17 protein-coding genes are annotated in these 20,213 nt (G+C 70.6%); 11 read left to right on the plus strand and 6 right to left on the minus strand.

Features of this window, described 5'->3' with window-relative positions:
- Positions 1–322 (plus strand): MBL fold metallo-hydrolase (locus HET64_RS21815; protein ID WP_215108093.1); only part of this gene is annotated, 322 nt, incomplete at its 5' end.
- Between the two features lie 17 nt (positions 323–339).
- Here the strand turns inward: HET64_RS21815 and HET64_RS21820 are convergent.
- Positions 340–1,377 (minus strand): NUDIX hydrolase, encoded by a 1,038-nt coding sequence (locus HET64_RS21820; RefSeq protein WP_215108094.1) that lies wholly within the window; start codon positions 1,375–1,377, stop codon positions 340–342.
- On the minus strand, positions 1,374–1,604 hold the full coding sequence (locus tag HET64_RS21825; RefSeq protein ID WP_215108095.1) for a hypothetical protein: 231 nt from the start codon (positions 1,602–1,604) through the stop codon (positions 1,374–1,376). The genes HET64_RS21820 and HET64_RS21825 overlap by 4 nt, the downstream gene beginning before the upstream one ends.
- Positions 1,605–1,994: 390 nt before the next feature.
- On the opposite strand from HET64_RS21825, the gene HET64_RS21830 reads away from it, so the two are divergent.
- On the plus strand, positions 1,995–2,912 hold the full coding sequence (locus HET64_RS21830) for a protein-glutamine glutaminase family protein (protein ID WP_215108096.1): 918 nt from the start codon (positions 1,995–1,997) through the stop codon (positions 2,910–2,912).
- Positions 2,913–3,319: 407 nt separating this feature from the next.
- Here HET64_RS21830 and HET64_RS21835 read toward each other — a convergent pair whose 3' ends face one another.
- Positions 3,320–6,625: an RHS repeat-associated core domain-containing protein gene (locus tag HET64_RS21835; RefSeq protein ID WP_215108097.1), complete on the minus strand. Its 3,306-nt coding sequence runs from the start codon at positions 6,623–6,625 to the stop codon at positions 3,320–3,322.
- Positions 6,626–7,565: 940 nt separating this feature from the next.
- Here HET64_RS21835 and HET64_RS21840 point away from each other — a divergent pair.
- From HET64_RS21840 to HET64_RS21865, 6 genes are all read left to right on the plus strand, one after another.
- Positions 7,566–8,756, plus strand: a complete 1,191-nt coding sequence (locus HET64_RS21840; protein ID WP_215108098.1) for a PP2C family protein-serine/threonine phosphatase — start codon at positions 7,566–7,568, stop codon at positions 8,754–8,756.
- Between the two features lie 244 nt (positions 8,757–9,000).
- Positions 9,001–10,584 carry a PP2C family protein-serine/threonine phosphatase gene (locus tag HET64_RS21845; RefSeq protein ID WP_215108115.1) on the plus strand — a complete coding sequence of 528 codons (1,584 nt, stop codon included), beginning with the start codon at positions 9,001–9,003 and terminating at the stop codon, positions 10,582–10,584.
- Positions 10,581–11,657: a B12-binding domain-containing protein gene (locus HET64_RS21850; RefSeq protein WP_215108100.1), complete on the plus strand. Its 1,077-nt coding sequence runs from the start codon at positions 10,581–10,583 to the stop codon at positions 11,655–11,657. Before HET64_RS21845 ends, HET64_RS21850 begins: the two co-directional genes overlap by 4 nt.
- Positions 11,642–12,031, plus strand: coding sequence for an STAS domain-containing protein (locus HET64_RS21855; protein WP_215108117.1), 390 nt, complete (start codon positions 11,642–11,644; stop codon positions 12,029–12,031). Before HET64_RS21850 ends, HET64_RS21855 begins: the two co-directional genes overlap by 16 nt.
- A gap of 50 nt (positions 12,032–12,081) precedes the next feature.
- The gene (locus HET64_RS21860) at positions 12,082–12,579 is read left to right on the plus strand and encodes a MarR family winged helix-turn-helix transcriptional regulator (RefSeq protein WP_215108102.1); all 498 of its coding nucleotides are present in this window, start codon (positions 12,082–12,084) and stop codon (positions 12,577–12,579) included.
- Between the two features lie 437 nt (positions 12,580–13,016).
- Entirely contained in the window at positions 13,017–13,349 is a 333-nt protein-coding gene (locus HET64_RS21865; RefSeq protein WP_215108104.1) for a type II toxin-antitoxin system PemK/MazF family toxin, read from the plus strand.
- Positions 13,350–13,581: 232 nt separating this feature from the next.
- Here the strand turns inward: HET64_RS21865 and HET64_RS21870 are convergent, their stop codons facing one another.
- On the minus strand, positions 13,582–14,511 hold the full coding sequence (locus HET64_RS21870) for an ROK family protein (RefSeq protein WP_215108106.1): 930 nt from the start codon (positions 14,509–14,511) through the stop codon (positions 13,582–13,584).
- 207 nt (positions 14,512–14,718) lie between these two features.
- Here HET64_RS21870 and HET64_RS21875 point away from each other — a divergent pair, with 207 nt between their 5' ends.
- Positions 14,719–15,747: a LacI family DNA-binding transcriptional regulator gene (locus tag HET64_RS21875; RefSeq protein ID WP_215108108.1), complete on the plus strand. Its 1,029-nt coding sequence runs from the start codon at positions 14,719–14,721 to the stop codon at positions 15,745–15,747.
- Between the two features lie 93 nt (positions 15,748–15,840).
- Here HET64_RS21875 and HET64_RS21880 read toward each other — a convergent pair whose 3' ends face one another.
- On the minus strand, positions 15,841–16,668 hold the full coding sequence (locus HET64_RS21880) for an alpha/beta fold hydrolase (protein WP_215108110.1): 828 nt from the start codon (positions 16,666–16,668) through the stop codon (positions 15,841–15,843).
- Between the two features lie 100 nt (positions 16,669–16,768).
- On the opposite strand from HET64_RS21880, the gene HET64_RS21885 reads away from it, so the two are divergent.
- Positions 16,769–17,317 (plus strand): CGNR zinc finger domain-containing protein, encoded by a 549-nt coding sequence (locus tag HET64_RS21885; RefSeq protein WP_215108112.1) that lies wholly within the window; start codon positions 16,769–16,771, stop codon positions 17,315–17,317.
- 513 nt (positions 17,318–17,830) lie between these two features.
- Positions 17,831–18,685 carry an SMP-30/gluconolactonase/LRE family protein gene (locus tag HET64_RS21890; protein WP_215108119.1) on the plus strand — a complete coding sequence of 285 codons (855 nt, stop codon included), beginning with the start codon at positions 17,831–17,833 and terminating at the stop codon, positions 18,683–18,685.
- Between the two features lie 7 nt (positions 18,686–18,692).
- On the opposite strand, the gene HET64_RS21895 is transcribed toward HET64_RS21890, so the two are convergent.
- Positions 18,693–19,991, minus strand: a complete 1,299-nt coding sequence (locus HET64_RS21895; protein ID WP_215108113.1) for an aldolase/citrate lyase family protein — start codon at positions 19,989–19,991, stop codon at positions 18,693–18,695.
- Positions 19,992–20,213: the final 222 nt, after the last annotated feature.

The following is a 20,213-nucleotide window of genomic DNA, read 5'->3' on the forward strand; positions in this document are numbered from 1 at the left end:
GCCCACCCGGGTCGACCGCGAGGTGACCGGCGGCGAGGTGCTGCCGTTCGGGAACGGGGCGCGGGTGGTCCACGCCCCCGGGCACACCGCGGGCTCCATCGCCCTCCATCTGCCGCGCCACGGCGTGCTGTTCACCGGGGACACCGTCGCCTCCGCGGAGCGGCGCGTGGTGCTCGGCGTGTTCAACGTGGACCGCGCCGGGGCGGCGACGACTTTCCGGCGACTGGCCGCTCTCTCGCCCCGTACCGTCTGCTTCGGTCACGGCGACCCGCTCACCGAGAACGCGGCCGCGGCGATGGACACCGCGGCGAACGGCGCGTGAGCGGCGCCCGGGCCCGCTCAGCCCACCGGCACCCCCGCCTCCAGGTTCAGCACCGTCGACCGCTCGCGCGCCCGCAGGGCCCAGCGCAGCCGCTCGTACCGGGTGGGCGGCAGCATCCCCGCGGCCTCCTCCTCGGTGACGAAGCGCCAGCCGCGCAGCTCGGAGCCGGGCAGCAGCAGCCGGCCGGCGTCCTCGGAGCGCAACAGGCCGCCGTCGAAGAGGAAGCGCAGCCCGCCGTAGCCGGGCGGGCAGGGCGACTCCCAGTCGACGAGCAGCAGGGTGGGAACCCGGTCGAGGTGGAGGCCTATCTCCTCGGCGACCTCACGGATCCCGGCCTGCGCGGGAGCCTCGCCCGCCTCCACCACCCCGCCGGGGAACTCCCACCCCGGTTTGTACGTGGGATCGACGAGCAGGACCCGGTCCTGCTCGTCGAAGAGCAGCACCCCGGCGGCCACCGTCTCGGCGGTCGGCTCCGGGCTCTGTACGATCGGGCACGGCGCGGCGCTCCCGGAGCGCACGGCGTCCGCGATCCGCTCGGCGGTCTCCCGGGGTGTGAGGGCACTGTTGTCGACCACGTGCGCGTCCTGGGTGATCCAGTCGAGGGCGTCGCGGTAGGGGCCGATATGCTCGTACGCCCACAGGCGGACCCGCTCGTTCTGCTCCTCGTCTCCGGGAAACTCCTCGCGGCCCGCGATCCGGCTGCGCAGGATCGTTTCATCAGGTGAGAGGGCCACATGCCGGACGGGAATGCGCCGGGAGGCGAGCCCTCCGAAGATCTCGTCGCGGTACTCCTGCCGCAGCAGGGTCATCGGCACCACCAGCACCCCGGGCACCTCGGCGAGCAGCGCCGCCGCCGTGTCCACCACGAGCCGCCGCCAGATCGTCAGGTCCTGGAAGTCGGTGACCTCGGCGAGCCTCTTCTGCGGCAGCAGACTGCGCAGCCCCGCACCGGTGACCTCCGGGTCGTACAGCGTGCTGTTCGGGATCAGATCGATCAGTTCGCCCGCGGCGCTGGTCTTGCCCGCACTGAACGCACCGTTGATCCAGACGATCACTCGTACTCCAAGGTGGGAAGGCCGCTGAACTGCGGCGGAGCGGATTTCGCGGGGTCGCCTGGAGGACGGATGGGAAACGCGGGCGTCCAGAGCCCGGCCCCCACCACCTCCTTCTCCCAGACCCTCTGGAGATACCCAACGATCCGCTCCTCCATCGCAGGAGTCACCTCGCTGTAGGCGCCCTCCACTCCCGGCAGCTCGTGCCCCGTCCGCTCCTCGACCGCCATGCGCGGGATGTCGCCCGGCTCGTCCGGCTTCGCCCGTGCCAGTGCCGCAGCCGACAGATGCCCTCTCCGGCCATCTCCTCAACCGCCGGCAGCGCAGGCCGGGCCCACCGTTCGTACCGCGGCCGGGGCGCACGCTCGTCCGCGCCGTCCCGGTATACGGACCCGCGGCTGCCGGGCACGCGGGATAGGCGCTCCCCCGGGTTGAGATGATGCGGTGTCACTCCGCCCGGGAGAGGCGGAACAAGGGAGTGGTTGATGCGTCGGTCGGCTCGTGAGGAGATACCCGCGCAGGGAACGGACCGCGCGCCGAGGCGTGCCCCGGACCGGGCGGAGGGCGCCGGCGCGCCGGCGGATTCCCCTCCGTCCGCCCATCCCTCGGCCCTGTGGGCGATGCAGCGCAGCGCGGGCAACACAGCGGTCACCGCGGTGATCCAGCGCATGGACGACGCGGGCGGCAAACGGAAGAGGTCCACCTCGCCGGAGGACCGGGAGGCGCCGAAGCAGGCACGGGCAGCGATGTCCTCCGAGGAGGAGTTCTCCTCTTCGTCGGAGGAGGCGGAGACCTCCTCCGACGAAGAGCGGGAAGAGCAGTTCTCGGCGCAGGTCATGGCAAAGATCGCGAACGAACAGCACCGGATGACGGGGCTGCTGGAGCAGATGGACGAACGCGGCGCTCCCGGTCACATCAAGAGAGCCGGCGAGGACAAGCTGGAGATCCTCACCCTTCTGCGGAACCTTGCTCCCATGCGGTCGGTGGATACCGTGCGCGAGGCCATCCGGCTCCTCGGAGTGAGGCCGGACAGCCAGACGAAGACCCAGTACCTGGCGAGGCTCGAAACGCAGCTCGACTACCTCGCGGAGGAGTTCCCGAACGCCGGTCCGCCGACCGCGGAGACCCTGCGAGCCGTGTGGCCGGAACTGGTGCCGGCCTTCGGCAGCGCCGGCGGCCGGGTGGGCGAGGACGGGTGTGAGGACCGGGCCCACGCCATCTGTCTGGCCATCGCCCGGCAGTCTCCGGCGATCGCGGCCCACCATCTCTCGAAGCAGTGGGCCCTTTCCGATGGGGCACTGCTGCACGCCGATCACCAGTGGAACCACCATGTCGCCGCCTCCGTGACGACCGCGAACGGCGTTCTGGTCATCGATCCCGTCTTCTCCCCCACGGGTCCGATTGAACTGAGCAGGTGGGCCGCCATGGTCCAGGTGGACCTGGACACCCATGTCCACCAGGTCGCCTGGGAATTCCTCGGGAGGCCGGGGGCGGACAATCTGCCGGACGTCAACAGCGCGGTGGAGTACGTGCCTTAGAGCGGCTGACATGATGAGGCGGATCGACGCTGGTGACCATGCGCACGGGGTGCGGCCGGCCGAGCCCGCCCGGTCAGCCAAGCCGACGGGACCCGGCGCCGATACGACCCGGGCGACCATCAGCGGTCAAGCGCGACTGCCCACGCTGGAGCTGCTGAATCTCGCAGGAGTCAGTTTCGGCTGTGACGCGAAAGGAACCAATAAAGAAGCGGTATGGCAATAATCACAAAGATGAACATTGCAGAAGTCCGCGAGATCCCAGAAATACCGACGACCAAGCCGATCGCCAGAAAAGCGAAAACAACGGACAGGATCAGAGTTAGTTGCCTTTTATCCATACGACTTCCTTACCGATTCCATGGCGGGTAGCGCGTTGCCGCGCTACCCGCCATGACGTTATTCCGAGGTCAAAGCCTTGAGCCGACTACAAATCCGATTCCAAAGCCAGTTCCTGCCAGACCGCCGACTAGCGTTCCCGCAGCAGTCCCAGCGCCGGGAACCACGGAGCCGATACCTCCGCCAACGAAACCGCCGATTGTTGCGGTTGAGCCTATGAATCCGATATCCGACTTGAAGTCGTCGACCGAGTAGAGCCCAGTCGGGTCGATGCGGTTGACGGGGTCGCCCGCCGCGTAGAGGTACGGGTTCTCCTCCAGACCGGAGGGGTCGGGGGTGGTGAAGCGGCCGATGTTGGGGTCGTAGTAGCGGGCCGCGAAGTGGTAGAGGCCGGTCGGGTCCTGGTAGCCGCCGGCGAAGCGGTAGGGCTGGGGCACCTGTTCACTCGTGGTGGCTCGCTGCACGCCTCGGGGGCTGTAGGCGTAGGTGTTGACCTTCGTGCCGGCTTCGTCGGCCAGGGCGACCACCGAGCCCAGTGCGTCGGTCAGGTAGTAGTGGTTCTTGCCCCCACGGGTCATGGAGTTCAGCGTGCCCCCGGGTTCACGGTTGAATCCCGTGTCCACACCGGCCGTCGAGGTGGCCGAGAGGCCCAGCGGCCCGTTGTGGAAGAACGTGTCGCCGAGTTTGACGCGCTCGGACTGGTCGGTGGATCCGTACTGCCCGGCGTAGGTTTTGCCACCAGTCGTGATCGACGTCATCTGGGAGTAGTCGGTCCACTTGACCCCGGTGCGGGTGCCCTCCGGGGTGGAGGCGCCGGCGGTCTCGTTGCCGATCCTGTCGTAGGACCAGTTGGTGCTGGAGCCGTTCTTCGCGGTGATCTGCTGGGCGTCGTCGACCGTGTAGGTGGTGCCGCGCGGGCAGCCCTTGTCGACGCCCTGCGAGGTCAGGTTCCCGGCCAGGTCGTAGCAGTACTGCCACGACGCGTTCAGCGTGCCGCCCTTGTTCTCCGCCGCGTAGGCGAACCGGCCCGCACTGTCGTACTCGTAGCTCGTCTTCGTGCCGATGACCGCGTCCGTCATGGTGCGGATCTTGGTCCCGTCGGTCGCGCCGCCGGTGCCGTAGCCATAGGTGTAGGCCAGGTCGACGAGGGTGCCCTTCGGGCTGGTGGCCTTGATCGTCTCCGGGCGGCCGGACTTGTCCGGGGTGACTTCCTGGACGGTGTCGCCGGGGTAGGTGGTCTTCGTGCGGACGTCGTTCTTGTCGTACTCGTACTTCGTGATCCTGCCCTTGGGGTCCTTCAGCTCCTTGAGCTTGTTGACCTCGTTCCAGGTGTAGTCGGTCAGGCCCGCCGGGTCCTTGTACGTGTCGACGTTTCCTGCCGGGGTGTAGGCCAGGACCGTCTGGGAACCGTTCTGCAGGGTGCGGACCGTCTCGCGGGAGAGCGGATCGAACTCGTACTTGATCACCCCGGTGCCGTCCGAGCGCTGGGTGAGGTTGCCGTCACCGTCGTACTCGTACGTGACGGCCAGGTAGTTGGAGGAGTCGGCCTTCTTGACCCGGTCGCGGTTGTCGTAGGTGTGGACGACCGTGACACCACGGGCGTCCTTCACCGTCTCAGGACGGCCCAGCGCATCGTGGGTGTAGGTGGTCGTGCCGAGCGGGGCCGGGGCCTTGACCGTCTTCAGATTGCCCTGGGCGTCGTAGGTGAAGGTCGTGGAGACCGACTTGGACGCCGTCATCTTCGTGGTGACCTTGCAGACCTGACCCTCGAAACCACCGCAGGTCGGGGTGGCGGGGTTGTAGTCGAAGGACTGGTTGCCACCGCCCGTGCCCTCGACGGCGACGGACTTGGTGTTACCCGCCGCGTCGTAGGTGTACTTCGTCTTCTCGTCGTCCGCCGTCGTCAGCGTCCCGGGCAGATCCGCACCCGCGATCGTCTGATAGCCCCCCATGTTGGCCGTCGCCCCGGTGGGGAGGGTGGAGCTGGTGGGGTTGTTGCGGGAGTCCCACCCGTACTTGGTGACGTTTCCGCCTACACCACCGGCGCCCATGGCGTCCGCGGCTTCCTCCACGTTGCGGTTCGCGTCGTACTTCTTGGAACGCGAGCGCTCCAGCGCGTCGGTGACCTTCGTGACCTGGCCGTCCGCGTCGTGGTCGTACTTCGTGGACTGCTGCTCCGGGTCGGTGACCGTCGTCCGGCCCGCCGCCGAAGGGCTGGTGGCGGAGTAGGTGTAGGTCCAGGTCGGGCCGGTGTGGCCGGAGCCGTTCAGCTCGGTGGCGCGGAGCATGGAGGTGACGCGGTTCTGGGCGTCGTAGTTGAGGACCGTGACCCGGCCCTTGGGGGTGGTGATCTTCGTGAGGCGGCGCGAGGAGTCGTAGTCGAAGACCGTGGTCTTGCCCTCCGTGTCCGTCGTCCTCGCCAGGTCGCCGGCCGGGTTGAGGTCGAAGACGGCGGTGCGGCCGGTGTGGTCCTTCGCTTGCCACTGCGACGCGTCGGTCTTCAGCAGATCGACCCAGCGGCCGGAGCGGGTCTCGGTGAGTTTGAAGCCCTTGTGCTCGCCGCCCGCGGTGTGCTGGGTGACGGTGATGGCACCGTTGTTCCTGTCGGTCACCTTCGTCAGCGTGCCGTTGGCGTTGTAGGTGTCCTTGGAGCCCGACTCGCGGTCGGTCAGCGTGTACGTGCCGTCCGCGTTCTTCTTCAGGTCCTGGGAGTAGCCCTTCGGGGTCGTGAGCGCCCCACCTGCCGCCTTGGCGAAGCGGACGGCGGCCCCGGTGGTGTCGTACAGGACGACCTCGTCCGCGTTCGACAGGTTCAGGTAGCGCTCGTACTCCTGCCACCACCGCTGTGACACCTTCCCCCACGGGGCGTCGAGCGAGTTGTACGTACGGGCCAGCCGCAGCTTCTGCCCCACCCCGGCGACCTCGAAGTCCGTCCCCGCCAGCATCAGGTTGCCGGTGGAGTGATTCACCCGCGCCACCAGGGAATCGGTGATCCGGAAGTCGGAGATCTGATGCCATGGCACCGATCCCTGCCCCTCCGGAACGTACGCGGACGGCGCGGCGGCCGTCGAACCGCGGCCCGCCTTCCCGGCCGGCGCGGGCGGTGTACCGGTCTCGGCCCGCCCCTTCTCCGCCTCCAGCCACACGGCCTTCTCATCCGATGGCGCGGCTTCCGCCTCACTGGCCGCCGGCTTGTTGGAACCGACCTTGACCGGCGGAATCTCCGCCTTCGGCCCGCCCGGGCCCCACGCCGAAACCGGTGGCGGGTTCTCGCCCGGCGCGGCGAACGCCGGAAGCGCGGATGCCCCCAGCGCGGCCACGACCAGGGTCGCCGTCAGAACACTTCTGCGGGATGTACGGGCACGCCGAAACGGCATGCCGGAAGCACGCGAAACCATGCAATCCCCCCACGGGATACGTAGACGCAGTGGCCACTACAGCCACTGGAGACCCACACGCTGCCACGGCTTCTTCACGAGACACGAACAAGTTCTCGACGAGAAACGCGCAAACGCGCCAGAACAAGCCGACTTCAACGCCTGATTCGCCCCGGAACGGGCCTCGATGGAACCTCTCTTGCCTTGTGGCAACTGTTTTAACGTCAACAGAATCGGGGCTGAAAATCAGCCTCGGACAACGTCACTCCTCGCGCTCGAACGCATGAACGGTCAAGGTCGGGCAAAGGAGAACGTGCCAAGCAGGGGGGGAAACATGGAGCAGGACGGACTTGAAGCGAGACCCGGCCGTCGGAGAATCGACCGCGCCACTCGCTGGGCTGGTGTGCTGCTGTGCTGGGCCCACGGGACCGCCATGGTCCTGACCGTCACCGAGGCAGCGATCCGGCCGACTGCTGGCTGGTGGGCCGTCACCTGGGCACTGACTGCCGCTCTGTTCATCACCTGGACCCTTCTCCGAGCTGCCCAGAAGAGGTTCCTCCGACGGATCGCCGGCACCGAGGGCGAGGGCGGGGAAGACCCCCGCTTCCCCGAAGAACCCACTCACTACGACCGGGCCGCATAGCCCACCCCTGAAGGAGCCAAGGGCAGCCGGCGTCAGGGCGGCCGGACCCGCGCCTCTCCGGCGAAGGCGCGACCAGGGCCTCGGTGGGGTGAGCGCGCCACGTCAAGGTGTCGCAGCCACGTTTCCGCAGTTTCAGGGCACGGCCGAAGTCCGGCACGGTGGGCTGTGCGCTGGGCGAGGGGTGCGGGGGGCTTCGCGCGTGTGACACTCCCGGGTGGGGTTTCGTGACCGTTACGCCTGGTGGATGCTCCGAGTCGCATTGATGCGGATAGGCGAAGGAAAGCAGGTTCGGTACCGGTGGACAGACCAAGCGCGGTCGAGCGCGCTCTGCGTGAGGCCGCGCCTCATGAGATCTTCGACGTGATCCGCTCCGTGATCGAGCGCCGCCATCACGCCCGGGCGGTGGATCTGTTGTTGGTCGACTACGCCATGACGAGGCTGCAGCCGGTCGGGGTGCTGCCGCACACCCGTCCGCCGGTGCCGGTGTATGACAGTGCTCCGGGCCGTGCGTTCGGCTCGCAGGAACCGCTCTGTGTGTACGACCGCTCGGGGTCCATGGTGACGGTGTACCTGCCGGTCAGCGTCCGAGGAGACCGGCTGGGCGTCCTGAGCGCCACGCTGCGTGCGGGTGAGGGCGAGGAGCTGTCGGCGGCCGTGGTGGAGGATCTGCAGGAGTGTGCCGACGCACTGGCGCACGAGGTGGTCGTCGCGGAACGCGACACCGACCTGTTCCTGCAGGCGCGGCGGGCGGAGCGGCTGACCCTGGCGGCCGAGATGCAGTGGCAGCTGCTGCCGGGGCGCTCCTGCGCACGGCCGGAGTACAGCCTCGGTGCCCAGCTGGAGCCTGCCTACGCGATCTTCGGCGACTGCTTCGACTGGTCCGCCTCGGCCGATGACCTGTATGTGACGGTCAGCAACGGCATGGGTGAGGGCATAGACGCCGCGCTGCTGACCAATCTCGCGGTCAACGCGCTGCGCAATGCCCGCCGCGCCGGCCTGAGCCTGAGCGACCAGGCGTATCTGGCCGATCAGGCCGTGTACGGACAGCACGGGGGAAGCCAGTACCTGTCGACGCTGCTGTTCCGCTTCCACCTCCCGACAGGGGAGGTGGAGATCATCGACGCAGGCTCGCCACGGGTGTGGCGGGTACGCAGGGGGGTGGTCGAGCCGATCGAGCTGGAGGCGCAGATGCCCCTGGGCATGTTCGAGGACACCGCCTACGTTCCGCAGCACTTCCGGGTCGAACCCGGAGACCGGCTGCTCTTCATCAGCGACGGCGTCTACGACGCGCTGTCTCCGGGCGGCGAGAAGTACAGCCTCCGCGCGCTGGCCGCGTCCATCAGCAGCACCCGCCTGCTGCCCGCACCGCAGGTGCCCAGGGTGATGCTGCAGGAGCTGTTGGGGCATCGAGGCTCCGGTCCCGCCGTGGACGACTCCCTCGTCATGTGCCTGGACTGGCACGGCCGCAGCACGAGCCACGACCGCTGACCTCCGGACACCGGGCATGTGGTTCCTGTGTGAAGAACTTGCAGCCTTCTCCGCGAGAAGCCCGTACGCCGGAGGGGGCTGGTTGCCAGGGAGCGACAGCATGCGAGATGGTTGCCTCTAGGCAAACGTCTAGTTGATGAGGTGAGGGATTCGCCCAGCGGATCCTCAATATTTGGTTCCCACTCAAGCGCAAACCGTCGCGGACACCGGGTCGGCCCTCCCGTGGGGCCGCGCCCCGTATCCGGTGCTGGTCGCTGACGTCGAGGGCGCTGTGGTGCAGTGCAACGAGGCTGCCGGTCTGCTTCTGCCGGCCGCGACCCCGGGGACGCTGCTGGCGGACGTGGCTCCAGCCTGGCTCAGCTCCGCCCATCACACGCTGAGTTTCCCCGGCCCGCATGCCGTCCCGGAGACCGATGGCCCGCTGCGCGGCGACGTCGGCGGGCGCCGTTTCGAGGCGCACCCCAGCGTGCGGGGCGACGGCTCGGTCGCGTGGTGGCTGGTGGATGACACCGATCACCAGCTCGCCCGGGAAGCCCTGCACATGGAGCGGGAGCGGACCGCCTTCCTCGCGAAGGCCTCCAGCGCCCTGCTCTCCTCCCTCAATCTGGGGCGCTGCATGGACGTGACCGCGCAGATGGCTGCCGAGAGCCTGGCCGACGCCGCCCTGACGATCGCCCCGGCGCGCGGCGAGCGGCTGCCGGTGGTGACCTGCCTGCGCGGGGGCGCTCCCGCCCTGTCCAACGTGACGGTGGATCCCGATGATGTGCCGGGTCTGGGTGAGGCGCTGCGGGGGTTCCCGCCGGTGCCCTCGCAGTGGATCGACCCGGCCACGGCCCCCGCATGGATGATGCCCGAGGGGTTCGGGCCGGTCGGCTCGATAGTGATCACCCCGCTGCCCGGGCACGGAGTCCCGGCCGGAGCGCTCATCCTGCTGCGGAAGACGGAGACCGCCACGTTCAATGACGAGGAGGAAGTCTTCGCCCGGTTGTTCGCCGCCCGTGCCGGGGCGGCGATGTCGGCCGCCCGCCTGTACTCGGAGCAGAGCACGATCACCGACGTGCTGATGCGCGAACTGCTGCCCCCGGCGCTCCATCAGATCTCCGGGGTGGACTTCGCCGGCCGGTACCGTCCCTCCGCGGACCATGAGCGCATCGGCGGTGACTTCTACGACGTGCACCCCGCCGCCGTCGAGGGCGAAGCGTCCCTGGTCTCGCTCGGAGATGTGTGCGGCAAGGGTCTGGAGGCCGCCGTCCTGACGGGCAAGATCCGCAACACACTGCACGCCCTGTTGCCCCTGGCCGACGATCACCAGCGGATGCTCAGCCTGCTGAACACCGCACTGCTCAGCTCCCACCACACCCGCTTCGCGACCCTGGTCCTGGCCTCCGCCGTACGCCGCGGCAACGCGGTGGACCTCAGGCTCACCAGCGGCGGTCACCTCAGTCCGCTGATCATCCGCGCGGACGGCACCGTGGAGGAAGCCGACACCCAGGGCACCCTGATCGGGGCCATCCCGAACATCTCCGCCAGCACCAGCGCGGTGTCCCTCGCACCCGGGGAGTCCTGCGTCCTCTACACCGACGGCATCACCGAGGCCAAGGGCGGGCCGATGGGCGACGTCCTGTTCGGGGAGGAGCGCCTCAAGCGCGCCCTTTCGGAATGTGCGGGCATGCCGGCCGAGGGGATCGTGGAACACGTGCAGATGCTGGCCGCCCAGTGGCTCGGCAACCGTCCTCACGACGACATGGCCGTCGTCGTGATCTCCGCCCCCCGCACCCACCACCTGAGCGCGGTGAACGGACACACCCGGGGCAGGTTCACCGCATGAACACGAGCACCCCGCCCCGCCCCACTCACGCCGGGCACGTGGAACAGATGGCCGAGCGGCTGTGGAGTGCCGTCTCGGCCGCTGACGAGTACGCGGCCACCGAACTCGTGCTGCGCATGCTCGACGAAGGCGCTGCCCCGGAGAGCGTCCTGCTGGATGTCATCGCCCGGGTGCAGGGGAAAGTCGGCGAGGAATGGGCGGCCAACCGGATCAGCGTCGCTCAGGAACACGCCGCGACCGCCATCAACGACCGGGCCGTCGCCGCGGTGAGCGTGCATCCCGCCGCCCGCATCGCCGCCACCCGGGGCCGGATCACGGTTGCGTGCGTGGACGGGGAGTGGCACGCGCTGCCCGCCCGCCTGCTGGCCGAGGTCCTCAAGCTGCGTGGCTGGCGGGTTGACTACCTCGGCGCCCAGGTTCCCACCCCGCACCTGATCGCCCACCTCCACAGCACCCGGGCGGACGCGGTCGCGCTCTCCAGCTCGATCGCCACCCGGCTGCCCGCCGCACATGCGGCGATCACCGCCTGCCAGGCCGTCGGCGTTCCCGTTCTCGTCGGCGGCGCCGCCTTCGGACCCGAGGGCCGGTATGCGACGCTGCTGGGGGCAGACGCCTGGGCCCCCGACGCCCGCGCCGCCGCCGACCGCCTCACCGGGGTGCGGCTGCCGATGCCGCACTCCGACCACCAGCAGTTCGACGACCTGCCGCACCTGGCCGACCAGGAATACACCATGGTCGCCCGCAGCAGCGCCACGCTCGTGCGTACCGTCTTCACCGCACTGGAAGACGCGTTTCCCGCGATGCGCTCCTACAGCGAGCTCCAGCGTGAGCGCACCGGAGAGGACCTCGCGCACATGGTGGAGTTCCTCGCCACCTCCCTCTACCTCGACGACGAGGAACTCTTCACCTCGTTCATCACCTGGACCGCGCAGATCCTCGTGGCACGGGGCGTCCCCGCCCACAGCCTCCCGCCGGCCCTGGACCTTCTGGCCCGTGAACTCAAGGACTTCCCCCGGGCCGCAGGCATCCTCCAGGCCGCAACGCACACCCTCACCACCTGCGCCTGCACCTGACCACGGTCGACGTCCAGGACAGCGTCCGTATCGAGGTTCACGGGGACCTCGACTACGACAGCGCCGACCTCCTCCTGGAGGAAGTCACCGCCCAGCTCTCCGCCCGGCCCGCTCTGACCGACCTGCACCTGCACTGCGCCGGCCTCGGAGCTGTCGACTCCATGGGCCTGTCCGCCCTGCTGATGATCGGCCGCCGCACCACGGTGGCAGGGGTGCGGCTCCACCTGGACGACCGGCCCGCGCGGCTGGACCGCCTCCTGAAGCTCACCGGTACCCTTGACTACCTCACGGCTCCACTCCCCACTGGCGCCGCGGGGACCTCGGTGACCGGGGAAACAACGGTCCGCCCCACCGGACCGGACGGTCCCACCTGATCCACTGCCCGGCCGTCCTCCGGGCAGAAGCACCAACCGACGGGGGAACCGTGACCGCACCAGACGCCGCTGTCGGCAGGATCCGGCACGAGGCGACCCGCTCAGCGAGCTCCATCACGGAACTCCTGGACGTGATGTGGGAGCACGCCAGACACACCACCACCGCCCCCAGCTCCACATCCCAGCTGCGCCTGATGTACGTCGTCGACCGCGAGGACGGCATCCGGATGCGCACCGTGTGCCAGCGCCTTGCCTCCGCACCTCCGACCGTCACCCGCATGTGCGACCGCCTGCAGGCCATCGGCTTCCTCGAACGCATGGCCTCCCCCGACAACGGCCGCGAGATCACCCTGCAACTCACCCCCAGTGGCAAAGCACACCTGCAACGCATCCGCGACCAACGCGACACCATGCTCCACCAGGCCATCAACAACATGACCCCCGCCGAACGCAGCGCCCTGGCCACAGGACTCGCCGGACTCCGGACACAGCTCAACGCCGCCCACGGCGAGGAGCACCACAGACCCGACACCCACTCCGCAGCCTGACCGGCAAACGCCCGCTCTTGCTGCCGTGAGTCAGGCGCCTCTGCACGCCTGGAGGAACTCCTGCCGGTCGCCCCGGGTGCTGCGGTTGCCGTAGGCGTGCAGGATCTGCCAGGCCGCGCTTTCGCGACCTGCTTCGCTCTTTCGGCGTGGTCGGCGGCCTCAGTTGCGCATTCGCCGGCCTTCTTGGCGTGGCCTGCGTGGCCCTGCGCCTTTTCGGCGGACTCGGGCGTCGGGTCCGGCCCGGGCGAGGCGCCCCGCGATACGGCCCATCAGGCCTTCGAACGCGTCCCGCCAACGGGCGGGTTCTATGCTGTGACCTGCGGCCACCGTCTCTTCGCAAGTCCACCCAACTCACGATGCTCAACAGTGGCCGCACCCGTCTCCACAACGCGTCAGGGTGGCGCAGTTCCACCTGGCGTCCTGAGTCAGGAGGACATGTGCACCGTGGTGAAGTCTGGTGGGTCGAGTTCGACGAGCGGCGGCTGGTCGTGCTGCTGGCGGCAGACGACGCGTCCAGGATCCGGGCGATGCAGGTCGTCACTCCCGCGGGCGTCGACATCAGCGGTCTGGGCGTCGAAGTGCAAGTAGGTGCCATGGAAGGTCTGCCCTGTGACGGCGTGCTGCGGTTCGCGTTACCGCGCCCGGGCTTCACCCCCTGCACATGGCTGACCACCGTGTCCCGGGACGACCTGATCGAGCGGGCGGGCGTCCTGTCCTCCGCGAAGCTCAGCGAGATCGAGGACGCCCTCCGTCTCGGTGAACCCGGGTAGGCGGAGAAGTGCCGCTCACCATCGAGATCACGGTCCACGGCTGGAGTGACTCATGGCGGTACGGATTGGCCACTCCGCCGCGCACTGCCGCGGAAACACCGCGGCGGTGACGGCAATGACCGGATGCGGTCGTCCGGAGCGATCGGGGGCCGCGCAGGGCCCTCGGAAGGTGACCCAGGGGGCGCCCGGCCTGACGAACCGGGCGCTCCCTGGAAGCTGTTGCCGGGGATCCCTAGCGAAGCGCGATGGCCGCCGCCGCGGCCCCGACCAGACCCGCGTCGGTGCCCATCACAGCGGGCGCCACGGTCAGCCGCCGGAGGTAGGAGAGCGTGGCGTAGTCGCGCAGGCTGCGGCGCAGCGGCACGAAGAGCACGTCGCCGGCCCCGGCCACTCCCCCACCGACCACCGCGATGTCGAGGTCCGCCAGGGTGGCGGTGGCGGCGATGCCGGCCGCCAGCGCCTGGGCGGCACGCTCGTAGGAGGCGATGGCGACCGGGTCCCCGGCATGGGCGGAGACGGCCACCGCGGCGGCCGTCGCGTCGCCGTCCGGACCGGGCCGCCAGCCGTTCTCCAGCGCGCGGCGGGCGATGTTGGGGCCGCTGGCGATGCCCTCGACGCACCCGCGCGCACCGCAGGGGCACGGGTCGCCGTCCAGGTCGACGCTGATGTGGCCGATGTGCCCGGCGTTGCCCGAGGGGCCGGGCCGCGGGGTGCCGCCGAGGACGAGGCCCCCACCGACGCCCGTCGACACGACGAGGCACAGCGCGTTGTCGTACCCCCGGGCCGCGCCGAGCCAGTGCTCGGCGGCCGTCATCGCGACCCCGTCGCCTACCAGCGCGACCGAGAGTCCGCCCGCCGTCTTGTGCACCCGCTCCACCAGCGGGAAGTCCCGCCAGCCGGGGACATTGACCGGGCTGACCGTGCCGGCGGCGGCATCCACCGGCCCTGCGCTGCCGATGCCGACGGAGCCGGCGCGACCCCACAGCGGCGAGGCCATCAGCTCGCCCAGGACCTCGTCCACGGAGCCCATGACCGCCTCGGCGCCCTCCCTTGCGGGCGTCGGCCGCTGCGCCCGTACGAGGAGGGAACCGTCGCCGTCCACCAGCGCTCCGGCGATCTTGGTGCCGCCGATGTCGAGCGCGGCGACGAGGTCGGTATGCATCGGTGTGGGCTCTCCGGATCAGTGAAGGGGCGGGACCTGCGGGTTCCGTCCATAGTCTGCACAGTCTCCATTCTGTTGACAACGTTGTCCAGGGCCTATGCTCGACGCCACAGCCTCCGATCACCCCCGTGGCGCCCCACCCGGCCCCGCTCGGCGCCGGCCGGAGCACCGCAGCCCCGCCCGTAATCCGACGACAGGACAGCGCACGTGGACCGGACCACCCGTCATTCCGAGACCCGCTACGGCAACCGGCCGACCATGAAGGACGTGGCGGCCCGCGCCGGAGTCGGCCTGAAGACGGTCTCCCGGGTGGTGAACAGCGAGCCCGGCGTCACACCGGACACCGAGCGCCGCGTGCAGGAGGCGATCGACGCGCTCGGCTTCCGCCGCAACGACAGCGCCCGCGTACTGCGCAAGGGCCGTACGGCATCCATCGGACTGGTCCTGGAGGATCTGGCGGACCCGTTCTACGGTCCGCTGAGCCGCGCGGTGGAGGAGGTCGCCCGCGCACACGGCGCGCTGCTGATCAACGGTTCCAGCGCCGAGGACCCGGAGCGGGAGCAGGAGTTGGTGCTGGCGCTGTGCGCCCGCCGGGTGGACGGCCTGATCGTGATCCCGGCGGGCGACGACCACCGCTATCTGGAGCCGGAGATCAAGGCGGGCATCGCCACGGTCTTCGTGGACCGCCCGGCGGGCCATGTGGACGTCGACATGGTGCTCTCCGACAGCTTCGGCGGGGCCAGGGAGGGCGTGGCCCACCTCATCGCGCACGGCCACCGCAGGATCGGGTTCATCGGCGACCAGCCGCGGATCCACACGGCCACCGAGCGGTTGCGCGGCTACCACGTCGCGATGCGGGAGGCGGGCATCACCGTCGAGGACGGCTGGGTCTCCCTCGGCTCCACCGAGCCGGAGCGGGTGCGGGCCGCCGCCGAGGAGATGCTCTCCGGACCCGAACCGGTCACCGCCCTGTTCGCGGGCAACAACCGGGTGACGGTGACGGCGGTCCGGGTGATCGCGGAGCGGGAGCGTCCGGTGGCGCTGGTCGGGTTCGACGACATCGAGCTGGCCGACCTGCTCGGCATCACCGTGATCTCGCAGGACGCGGCGGCGGTCGGCAGGACCGCCGCCGAGCACCTCTTCCGCCGCCTCGACGGGGCGGACCACGCCACCGCACGGGTGGAACTGCCGACGACCCTGATCCCCCGCGGCTCGGGCGAACTGCCCCCCTCCTGACGCCCGTCGGGCGCGACCGCCCGTACGCGGGCGCCGGACCGCGTCACGGGGGCGCGAGAACCGTAGGCCCGGGCACGGTCGGCCCGGGCACGGTCAGGCACCGGCCTGCCGGAATTCCCTGGTCAGCAGGGCCAGTAGTTGCGCGGGGGCGTCCTCCTGCACCGTATGACCCGCGCCCTCGATCCAGTGCAGTTCGGAGTGCGGGATCAGCGCGTGCAACTGCTCGGCGAAGGGCGCCGGCAGGAATCGGTCCTCACGCCCCCAGATGATCCGGGTCGGCACCGGAACGTCCCCCAGCAGGTGCTGGAACTCGTCGGTCGCGGCCTGTTCGGCCTGCCGGTACTGGCGGTAGTACGCGGCCCGGCCGCGCTCGCCGCGCCACGGATCGACATGGGCGGACAGGACGTCCGCCCGGTAGCCGGTGTGCGTCGCGTGGCGCAGATGACTCTCGACCAGCGCCTCGTGGGCGTAGCCGGGGAGTTGCCCGAAGAGGTGTGCGTTCTCCCTGATGAGCCGGAAGAACCCGGTGCCCCACTCCCCGCAGGCCACCGCGTCGACCAGGGTGAGGTCCGCGTACCGCGCGCCGTGCAGGAGCAGCGCCCGCAGGGCCACGGCCCCGCCGATGTCGTGGGCGATCACGCGCGGGCGCTCCAGCCCCCAGTGCTCCAGGAGCCGGGTGAAGACCTTCGCCTGCGCCGCCGGGCCGACGTCCTGCCCGTCGCGCTGCTCCGACTGTCCGAACCCGAGCAGGTCCCAGAGGTGGACGCGATGGCCGCGGGCGAGCGCCGGGGCGATGTCGCGCCAGATGAGCGAGGAGAAGGGCGTGCCGTGCAGCAGGACCACCGGCTCCCCCTCCCCCAGCACGTCCCAGCGGACCGCCCCTTCCGGAGTCTCGAACGTCCTGGTCAGCTTCCCGTTCATGGTGTGCCTCCTGGTGTGCGGTGGGGAGGGTCGGAACCCGCCGGACCATCGACGTTACCAGCTAAGGCGCATTGTCGGTAACCTTGCTAAAGTGGTGATCATGCGACGGAACCCTGCGCCCGCGGAGCTCGAACTGGTCGAGGACTTCTGCAACACGGCCACTCATCTCCACGACGAGGACGATCTCGCCAGGCCGGAGACGGCTGCCCGGTGGCTCGGCGCGCACGGCTTCCCGGCACCGGCCGATCACGGAGAGCTGGTCTCACTCACGGAGGCGCGGGAGACCGTGCGGGCCTTTCTGGTCGAGCGGACCTCGCCGGAGGCGGTCGACGCTCTCAACCGGCTCATCGCCACGGTCGCGGGTGCTCCCGCCGTGCGCCCCGACGGCACGCTCACCCTGCGGCCGGCTTCCGGCGGGGCGGTGGCGGAGGTGGTACGCCCGGTGCTCGAAGCCCTCCTGGCGCACGGCCTGACCGGGCGTCACGCCACCCGCCTCAAGGCCTGCGCGGCCCCGGAGTGCCGCTGGGTCTTCTACGACCGGGCACCGTCGTCGAACGGCCTCTGGTGCGACATGGACGTGTGCGGCGCACGGCACAAGATGCGCGCCTACCGCGCCCGTGGCGGTGCGGCAGCACGCCGGAACACCTGAAGGACCGGCCCGGATCCCTGTCCGCATCGTCCACGCCCCGCCCGGATCCCGTCCGTCCGGCCCGCGTCCGTACCGTCCACGTCCCGCCCGGCCCCTGGCCGGCCTTCTCCGCGGCGGGGCGGAGTGCGACGGGAGCGTCCGGGGCCGTTGGGGTGGCCGCCCGGCCCGCCGGGGCGTGGTGCCGCCGGATCGCCGGGGGCGGTTCCTAACGTCGGCCGCTGACACCCCGGGCCCGTACGGCCCGCTCCGGTGGGCCCAGCGGCGGGCCGGGGTGTCGGACCGTCACTCCGCGGCTTCCCCGTTCCGCCAGGCCCCGGCATCGCGCGGACGACGGGGAATCAGCACCCCCTCCCCTCCCTCCCGGGCCGGTACGGCAACGGGCAGGGCGTCCAGAACAGGTGCGTACCCATGAGCCCTTCCCCAACAGCCCCGCCCGCGTCCGGAAACCCCGGAGGACCCGGGACCGACGCCCCGAAGCAGGTCCGCGGACGCCCGCGCTGGCGGCCCGCGGCGATGGCGGCGGCGCTGCTGCTGTGCGCGGCCCCCTTCGCCTCCGCCGCCCCCGGGACGGCGGACCGGCACCCTCCGGCCCACGGCGGCGCACCCCTGTACATCTCCGACTACGCCGACAACACCGTGCTGCGGCTGCCGCCCGGCGGCGGCGACCCGGTCACGGTCGCCGCGAGCGGTCTGACCCGCCCGACCGGAATGGCGCTCGCCCCCTCGGGGGACCTCTACATCGCCGACACCGGCAACAACCGGGTCGTACGGGTGCCGGGCGACGGTGGCCCGCAGACCACCGTGGACACCACCGGCCTCTCCCGCCCCATCGGGCTGGCGTTGAACGCGGCCGGTGACCTCTACATCGCCGACAGCTTCAACGACCGGGTGGTGAAGGTCCCCGCCGACGGCAGCGGCCAGGTCACCGTCCCCACCAGCGGACTGCTCCACCCCAACGGGCTCGCCCTGGACGGCGCGGGGAACCTCTACGTGGCCGACTTCGTCAACGACCGGGTGGTGAAGGTCCCGGCCGACGGCGGCCCGCAGACGACGGTGCCCGTCACCGGGCTCTCCCAGCCGACCGGGCTCGCCTTCGACCGACGAGGGGATCTGTTCGTCTCCGACAGCGGCAACGACCGGGTGGTGCGGCTGCCGGCGGGCGGCGGGCCGCAGCGGGTCGTTCCGGCGACCGGGCTCAACTCCCCGTACGGCCTGGCCTTCGGCCCGACGGGCGCGCTGTACATCGCGGACTTCAACAACGACCGGGTGGTGGAGGTGCCGGTGCGTGGCGGCCCGCGGACGGTGCCCGTCGCGGGCCTGCACACCCCGGCGGGACTGGCCGTTCCGCCGGGGCGCGAGGGCTACTGACGCCCCCCTACGGAGCCGTGACCGTCAGGTCGCCCCGGCGCGGCGAGGCGAAGGCTTCCAGGTCAGCGCGGGTCAGGCCGGTCAGCCGGGCCACCTCTGCGGTGTCCAGCGCGCCGCAGTCGATGCCGCGCAGCAGGTAGCCGCTGAGTGCCTTGGCGGTGGCGGGCTCGTCCATGACGTCGCCGCCCGCCTTGGCCACGTAGGCGGCGAGCCGGGCGGCGGCCGGCTCCAGGCCCTCGCGGTAGAAGGCGTAGACGGCCGCGTAACGGGTCGGCAGGTGGCCGGGGTGCATGTCCCAGCCCTGGTAGTAGGCACGGGCCAGAGCGCGGCGGGTGAGCCCGTAGTGGAGCCGCCAGGCCTCGTGGACCTGGCCGGTCGGGCCGACGGGCAGGACGTTGGTGGAGCCGTCGGAGACGCGTACGCCGGTGCCCGCGGCGGCGACCTGCATGACGGCCTTGGCGTGGTCGGCGGCCGGGTGGTCGCTGGCCTGGTAGGCGGCACTGACGCCGACGCAGGCGCTGTAGTCGAAGGTGCCGTAGTGCAGCCCGGTCGCCCGGCCCTGCGCCGCGTCGATCATGCGGGCCACCGCGGCGGTCCCGTCGGCGGCGAGGATCGACTGGCTGGTCTCGATCTGGATCTCGAAGCCGATGCGTCCGGCGTCCAGGCCGTGCGCCTTCTCGAAGGCTTCGAGTAGCTGGACGAAGGCGGTGACCTGCTCGGGGTACGTGACCTTCGGCAGGGTCAGCACGAGCCCCTCGGGGAGCCCGCCGGCCGCCATCAGCCCGCTGAGGAAGACGTCCGTGGTGCGGATGCCCCGGTCACGGACGCCGGCCTCCATGCACTTCATCCGGATGCCCATGTAGGGGGCTGCCGTGCCGTTGGCGTACGCCTCGGAGACCAGGCGGGCGGCGCGGGCGGCGGCCTCGTCCTCGTCGGCGTCCGGGTGGGGTCCGTAGCCGTCCTCGAAGTCGATGCGCAGGTCCTCGACGGGCTCGCGCTCCAGCTTGGCGCGTACGCGGTCGTATACCGGCCCCGCCAGCGCCTCGGGGATGCCGAGGACGGCGGCGAACGAAGTGGCGTCGGGGGCGTGTTCGTCGAGGGCGGCCAGCGCCTGGTCACCCCAGGAGCGCAGGGTGCCGGGCTCGAAGACGTCACCGGGCACGTAGACGGTGTGCACGGGCTGGCGGGTACCGGGATCACCCGGGTAGCGGCGGGCGAGTTCCGCGTCGACCGCCGTGAGGGAGGCACTGATCTCCTCGCTGACCGCACCGGCGAGGCTCGTTGCCACCTTCTCCTGCTGACCCATGACCATACCCTCCACGCTCTCGTTGTTTCCGCTTCCCGGAATCAACAATCCGTATAGTGAAGTTATAAGGCCGCTCGACCTGCGTCAATGGTCGCCCGGAACGGCTGCGGGCCGCGCGGTGGGGTTCACCGTGCGGCCCGGGGCGGGGTGTTCGCCGGGGGGTCAGCCCTTGCGGGTGTTGATCTCCTCGGTGAGCTGGGGCACGACGGCGAAGAGGTCGCC

The organism is Streptomyces sp. McG3, from assembly GCF_018619185.1.
GTDB lineage: Bacteria > Actinomycetota > Actinomycetes > Streptomycetales > Streptomycetaceae > Streptomyces.

Bases quoted from the DNA above. Each gene is read 5' to 3' on its own strand.
- HET64_RS21830 (WP_215108096.1), top strand. From the start codon at position 1,995: ATGCAGCGCAGCGCGGGCAACACAGCGGTCACCGCGGTGATCCAGCGC.
- HET64_RS21890 (WP_215108119.1), top strand. From the start codon at position 17,831: ATGGCGGCGGCGCTGCTGCTGTGCGCGGCCCCCTTCGCCTCCGCCGCC.
- HET64_RS21835 (WP_215108097.1), bottom strand. From the start codon at position 6,625: ATGCCGTTTCGGCGTGCCCGTACATCCCGCAGAAGTGTTCTGACGGCG.
- HET64_RS21850 (WP_215108100.1), top strand. From the start codon at position 10,581: ATGAACACGAGCACCCCGCCCCGCCCCACTCACGCCGGGCACGTGGAA.
- HET64_RS21880 (WP_215108110.1), bottom strand. From the start codon at position 16,668: ATGAACGGGAAGCTGACCAGGACGTTCGAGACTCCGGAAGGGGCGGTC.
- HET64_RS21870 (WP_215108106.1), bottom strand. From the start codon at position 14,511: ATGCATACCGACCTCGTCGCCGCGCTCGACATCGGCGGCACCAAGATC.
- HET64_RS21885 (WP_215108112.1), top strand. From the start codon at position 16,769: ATGCGACGGAACCCTGCGCCCGCGGAGCTCGAACTGGTCGAGGACTTC.
- HET64_RS21825 (WP_215108095.1), bottom strand. From the start codon at position 1,604: ATGGCGGTCGAGGAGCGGACGGGGCACGAGCTGCCGGGAGTGGAGGGC.
- HET64_RS21895 (WP_215108113.1), bottom strand. From the start codon at position 19,991: ATGGGTCAGCAGGAGAAGGTGGCAACGAGCCTCGCCGGTGCGGTCAGC.